Origin of the sequence: Myxococcus sp. AM010 (genome assembly GCF_013372585.1) — a bacterium.
In the GTDB taxonomy this organism is placed as follows: Bacteria; Myxococcota; Myxococcia; order Myxococcales; family Myxococcaceae; genus Myxococcus; species Myxococcus vastator.
This window is the reverse complement of sequence record NZ_JABXEO010000172.1, coordinates 1-5,371: the sequence shown is the minus strand read 5'-3', so window position 1 is coordinate 5,371 and position 5,371 is coordinate 1. Positions and strand designations below refer to the sequence as shown.

At 69.7% G+C, this 5,371-nt stretch carries 7 protein-coding genes; 3 read left to right on the top strand and 4 right to left on the bottom strand.

The features are described from left to right. The 4 genes from HV826_RS35925 to rimP all read right to left on the bottom strand — a co-directional run. On the bottom strand, positions 1-577 hold a 577-nt coding region (locus HV826_RS35925), incomplete at its 3' end, for a translation initiation factor IF-2 N-terminal domain-containing protein (RefSeq protein WP_176421513.1). Positions 578-624: 47 nt separating this feature from the next. Then, positions 625-993 carry a YlxR family RNase P modulator gene (locus tag HV826_RS35920; RefSeq protein WP_176421512.1) on the bottom strand — a complete coding sequence of 123 codons (369 nt, stop codon included), beginning with the start codon at positions 991-993 and terminating at the stop codon, positions 625-627. Positions 994-1,016: 23 nt separating this feature from the next. Next, positions 1,017-2,717 (bottom strand): transcription termination factor NusA, encoded by a 1,701-nt coding sequence (nusA, locus tag HV826_RS35915; protein WP_176421511.1) that lies wholly within the window; start codon positions 2,715-2,717, stop codon positions 1,017-1,019. 62 nt (positions 2,718-2,779) lie between these two features. Continuing rightward, on the bottom strand, positions 2,780-3,265 hold the full coding sequence (gene rimP / locus HV826_RS35910; RefSeq protein ID WP_163786821.1) for a ribosome maturation factor RimP: 486 nt from the start codon (positions 3,263-3,265) through the stop codon (positions 2,780-2,782). Positions 3,266-3,473: 208 nt separating this feature from the next. On the opposite strand from rimP, the gene HV826_RS35905 reads away from it, so the two are divergent. The 3 genes from HV826_RS35905 to HV826_RS35895 form a co-directional block, all read left to right on the top strand. Next, a complete protein-coding gene (locus HV826_RS35905) occupies positions 3,474-4,277 on the top strand; it encodes a carbon-nitrogen hydrolase family protein (protein WP_176421510.1) in 804 nt (267 codons plus the stop codon). Positions 4,278-4,370: 93 nt separating this feature from the next. Beyond that, positions 4,371-4,826: a FecR family protein gene (locus HV826_RS35900; protein WP_176421509.1), complete on the top strand. Its 456-nt coding sequence runs from the start codon at positions 4,371-4,373 to the stop codon at positions 4,824-4,826. Continuing rightward, positions 4,823-5,371: LysM peptidoglycan-binding domain-containing protein (locus HV826_RS35895; RefSeq protein WP_176421508.1), on the top strand; the 549-nt coding region annotated here is incomplete at its 3' end. The genes HV826_RS35900 and HV826_RS35895, both read left to right, overlap by 4 nt.

Sequence of the window (5,371 nt, the reverse complement as noted above, 5' to 3'; positions counted from 1 at the left end):
GGGCCTGAGGGGCCTCGGCGGCGGGCGGGGGTGAGGCCACCTCGGAGGAGGCAGGGGCCTTCGGGGCCTCGGCGACCTGCGTGGGGGGCGTAGACGTGACGGCAGCTGGAGCCGCAGGCTCCGCGGCGGCGACCGGGGCCTCGACGTGCTGAGGCTCCGGGGCGCTCGGCGCCTCGACGGGCGCGCGGGGCGCTTCGACGGGCGGAGACGCCTGCACCGGCTCCTCGGCGGCGTACTCAGCCGCCATGGGCTCTTGCGCCGAGGTCGGCGGCTCATAGGCGGCTTCGGCGGACTGTGAAGCCTCGGCTCCGCTGTCCGCGGTCGCACCGGCGGGCGGACCCACCTTGCGGCGCACGACGAAGCCCTTCGCCGTCACGGGCGGCGTGGCCTGCTTCGGCTTGCGCTTGTCCAGAATCTTCTGGACGGCAGCGGTCGCCTGGTCGTCATCGAGAGACGACGAGTGGCTCTTGACGTCGTAACCGAGGCTCGACAGCTCGGTGACGACCTCCTTGTTGTCGAGCTCAATCCCGTGGCTCTTGAGTTCCTTGGCGATTTCGTGGACGCGCTTCTTCGACATATTGCCCTTGATGGCCTTCTGCTCCGCCGACTCCGGGGCGCAGCACCCTAGTCCAAACCCGAAAATGTGTGCGAGTGGTGACTAACACCCACTCTCCCCGCACCCCTCCGCTCACCGTCCCCCTGCTCCCATGCCTGTCCGAGCTGCGACGGGTCAACCTGGCCCGCCTTTCCGCGAAAGGCCCTACCAAACGCCTTCCGCTTCAGCGCTGCCGTCAGACAACCGGCACCGCACAGGTAGGCGCCCCGTCCTGGCAGCCGCCTCTTCCTGTCGACCTCGATGGCGCCTCCGGGGCCTATCACGAATCGGGTCAGTTCCGCCTGGAGTCGCCGCAACCCGCATCCGACGCACGTCCGGACCGGACCTGACCCCGCGTTCTGAACTTCCGGCCTGGGCCGGCCAGCCGGGCGCCGCACGTCCCCTCCCTTGCTCGCTTAGCTTACGGCGACTTGGTGGCTTCCGCGCCACCTTCAATTGTCGCCGTCATGGCGCCGCGCTCGGCATTCAGCTCCGCGCGCAGCTTGGCTTCCTCCACCAGGTAGTTCTCCGCCGCGCTCTTCAGCTGGCGGGCCTTCTTGATACCCACGCCCGGAACGTCGCCCAGCTTCGCCAGGTCCTTCTCATTGGCGATGTCCTCCACCGAGCGGTACCCGGCGAGGATGAGCTGCTCGATGGTCTTCTCACCGACGCCCCGCACGCGCGCCATGCGCTCGGGCTGACTGAGCTCGTCCGGATGCCGCCGCGCCTCCGCGATGCGGGCCTGCTCTCTTTCATAATCCATGCGCGACAGTTCCGCCTGATCCTCGACCATCCGGGTCCGGGCGGCTTCCTGCATGGAGGGGATGCGGTCCGGGTCGATGCCGGGCAGCTGCGCCAGCAGCTCCGCGTTGGCCTCGGCGATGTCCCGGGCCTGACGGAAGCCGTGCGCGTAGAGCGTCTCCACCAGCATCTCGTTGACGCCGGGCAGCGAGCCGAGCGAGCGGCCCGCGAACTCGCGCAGCTCCCGCACCCGGCTCTCGCTGTTGATGTCCAGCTTCCAGCCGGTCAGCTGGGCCGCCAGGCGGACGTTCTGGCCACGACGGCCAATGGCCAGGCTGAGCTGGTCGTCCGGGACGATGAGCTCCATGGCATGGTTGGCCTCGTCGATGATGACGCGGCTGACCTCCGCCGGGGCCAGCGCCGAGCACACGAAGCGGGCCGGGTCCTCGTCGAACGGGACGATGTCGATCTTCTCGCCGCGCAGCTCCTGCACCACCGCCTGCACGCGGCTGCCCTTCATGCCGACGCAGGCACCCACCGGGTCCACGTCCGAGTCCCGGCTGGACACGGCGATCTTCGCCCGGCCGCCCGGCTCACGGGCCGCCGCCTCGATGACGACGATGCCTTCGGCGATTTCCGGCACCTCCATCTCGAACAGCTTGGTGAGCAGGTTGACGGACGCGCGGCTGAGGACAATCTGGGGGCCCTTGGACTCCCGGAGCACGTCCAGCACGAAGGCCTGGACGCGGTCGCCGGGGCGGTACGTCTCACGCGGGACCTGCTCGCGCACCGGCAGCACGGCCTCGGCGCGGCCCAGGTCCACGACGATGTTGCCGCGCTCGAACCGGCGGGCGATGCCGGTGACGATTTCGTTCTTCCGGTCGCGGTACTCGTTGAAGACGTTCTCCCGCTCCGCGTCGCGCGTGCGCTGCAGGATGACCTGCTTGGCCGTCTGCGCGGCGATGCGCCCGAAGCCGCGGCGGAAGGTCTTCAGGCGGAGGATGTCACCGTACTGGTCGTCCTGGGCCTTGGCCTCGGCGGCGTCCTCGTCCCGGTAGAAGATCTGGAACACGAGCTCGTCGCCCGGCTCCACTTCCATGCCCTTCTTGTGGGCCTCGACCAGGGAGATCTGATTCACCGCCTGGACCGGGTCGACAATCTCCTCGACCACGGTGATGGCCTGGAACAGCTCCACGACGCCCTTGTCCGGGTCGTACTTCGCCTCAAGCTCGCGGTCCTGGCCAAAGTGCTTCTTGGCCGCGGTCTTCATCGCGTCTTCGAGCGTGGCAATCAGCACAGCCCGGTCGATGCCCTTGTCCTTGGCGACCTGGTCCAGGACAAGGTTGAGGTTGACACTCGGGTTGGCTTGCTGCGTGGGCATGGTCTTCTCCTAAAAGGGTCCACGGGCGCCCTCGCGCGGAGGGGCACCCTGTATGTCGACGTCTAGAACTGGAACTCCAGGTTCGCCTTGGCGATGTCCTTGAAGAGGATGTGGAAGGTTCCGGCCCCCTCCACCTCCACCGAGATTCCGTCGCCTGCCACCTCGGTCAGCGTGCCGGTGAAGTTCTTGCGCGGGGGCTCTCCCACCGGGCCGAACGTCTTCACCTTCACCTTCTCTCCCTTTACCCGCTCGAAGTGCGTCGGCTTCCGCAGCGGCCGGTCCACTCCGGGGCTGGAAACCTCCAGGCTGTACTCGTGGGGAATGAAGTCCTCCACGTCGAGCGACGGGTCCACCGCGCGCGACACCTGCGAGCACTCGTCCAGCCCTACGCGGCCACCCGGCTTGTCGATGAACAACCGGAGCACCCAGCCCTCGCGCTCCCGGAGGAACTCCAGGTCCACGAGCTCCAGGCCTTCACCCGCGACAATGGGCTCGAGCAGGGCCAAGGCCCGCTCCTCCACCGTCTGCTTGAGGTTCTTCTCCGACATGAGCGGGAAACCAGTCTCCAAAAACACGAAAAGCGGGCACGCGGCCCACTTTTCGAAGTGCTTCATCGAAAAATGTCGGGGGCGTCCGTAGCACACGCCCCGTCGGGGTGTAAAGGAAGGACGCACCCTCCTGCTCCCAGTGGAACGCGCCCAGCAGGGTGAGGAATTCCCAGGGGTTCCGGGACCCGACGGGGGTTATAACGCCCCCATGCAGCTCATCGCCGCCGCGCAGATGGTGTCCACCGCCGACAAGGCCCATAACCTGGAAGCCGCGACCCGGCTCATCCGGCGCGCCGCCGGGCTGGGTGCCCGGCTGGTGGGCCTGCCTGAGAATTTCTCCTGGATGGGGCCGGAGCCCGAGCGGCAGGACGCCGCGGAGGGGCTCGACGGTCCGACGCTGTCCCGGATGGCCAGCCTGGCCCGGGAGCTGAAAGTGACGCTGCTCGCCGGCAGCGTGCTGGAGACGGGCGCGCCGGGTGGGCGCCTCTACAACACCAGCGTCCTCTTCGGTCCCGGCGGCGAGCGGCTTGCCGTCTACCGGAAAATCCACCTCTTCGACGTCGAGGTGGGAGATGGTGCGACCTACCAGGAGTCCGCGGCGGTGGCGCCGGGCACGGACGTCGTCTCCGCGGAGACCGAGGTCGGCCGGCTGGGGCTGTCCGTCTGCTACGACCTGCGCTTCCCCGAGCTGTACCGGCGACTGTCCCGCGAAGGCGCCACGCTGCTGGCGGTTCCGGCGGCCTTCACCCTCATGACGGGCAAGGACCACTGGGAAGTGCTCCTGCGGGCCCGCGCCATCGAGAACCAGGCGTACGTGCTGGCGCCCGCTCAGGGGGGACGGCACTCAGCCAACCGCGTCACCCATGGCCACGCCCTGGTGGTGGACCCGTGGGGGCTGGTGACGGCGCGGGCCTCCGAGGGCGAAGGGCTGGCGCTGGCGCCGGTGGACCCGGAGCTGCTAGCGCGCATCCGCCGCAACCTCCCCTGCCTGGAGCACCGCCGTTTGGACTAGCGTGTGCGTACCCGGGCCCGCCCCCTCGGGTCCACCTTCGATAGACTTCGGGCCCCCGGAACTCCTCTCGTGAACGGACGACACTGGCCTCCCATGCTGCTTGCGCTCGCGCTTTCGGCCCTCCCCGCCGCCGGCTGCACCGCCGATGAGCGCCCGTCCGCGCCCGATGCGGCAACGCGTCCGGCGGTGGCCACGCACCGCGCGCACCTGCGAGCCATGAAGGGCGGCGTCCAGATCAAGCGCGCCACGGCTGACGAGTGGAGCCCCGCCCTCGAGGGCCAGCCGCTCTACGAGAACGACAAGGTCCGCACCGAAGCGGGCGCCGGCACCGACATCGTCTTCGCCGCCAACGGCAGCACGGTGCACCTGGGTGGGGACTCGCTCATCAGCATCGCGGAGACGCGCACCCGCCCCGGCCAGCAGCGCACGGACCTCACCGTGCTGCGGGGCCGCATCGACGCGGAGCTGGAGAAGCCCGCCGCCCAGTCCTTGTCCGTCACCACGCCGTCCGCCACCATCCAGGCGGGAAGGGAGATTGTCTTCCAATGAAGGCGGCGCTCCTCCTCCTCACATGGCTGGGCACGACCCCCCCGGGCACCGTGGTGGTGGGCCCCAACGAGTCCCTGCGCCAGGTGGCCCAGCGCACCCTCGGTGACGCGCGCGCGGTGCAGGAGCTGCGCGCCCTCAACGGACTGACGTCGGATGACGTGGCGGCGGGGACCCGGCTGAAGGTGCCCGGCCACGAGCGCGTGCTGGCCCAGAAGGCGCTGGAGACCGCGCGCACGCTGGTGGCCAGCGCAAAGGACGCGAGCGTGCCCCCGGAGGCCTCCGCCCGGCTGAAGGACGCGGAGGGCCATTTCCGCGAGGCGCGCTACAGCCAGGCCTCCGCGGAGGCCAATGCCGTGGGGAAGCTGGTGGCGGCGGAGCGCTCGCCGCAGTCCTCCGCGTTCTCCGTGGAAGTGGGCGACGGCGACAGCACCACCGTCACCGTGAAGCAGGGCCCGCCGGTGCGCGTGGAGGCCGAGGGCGTCACCCAGCCCGTCACCAAGGGCGAGTCCATCCGGGTGGAGAAGGGCCGCCCGCCCCCCGCGCCC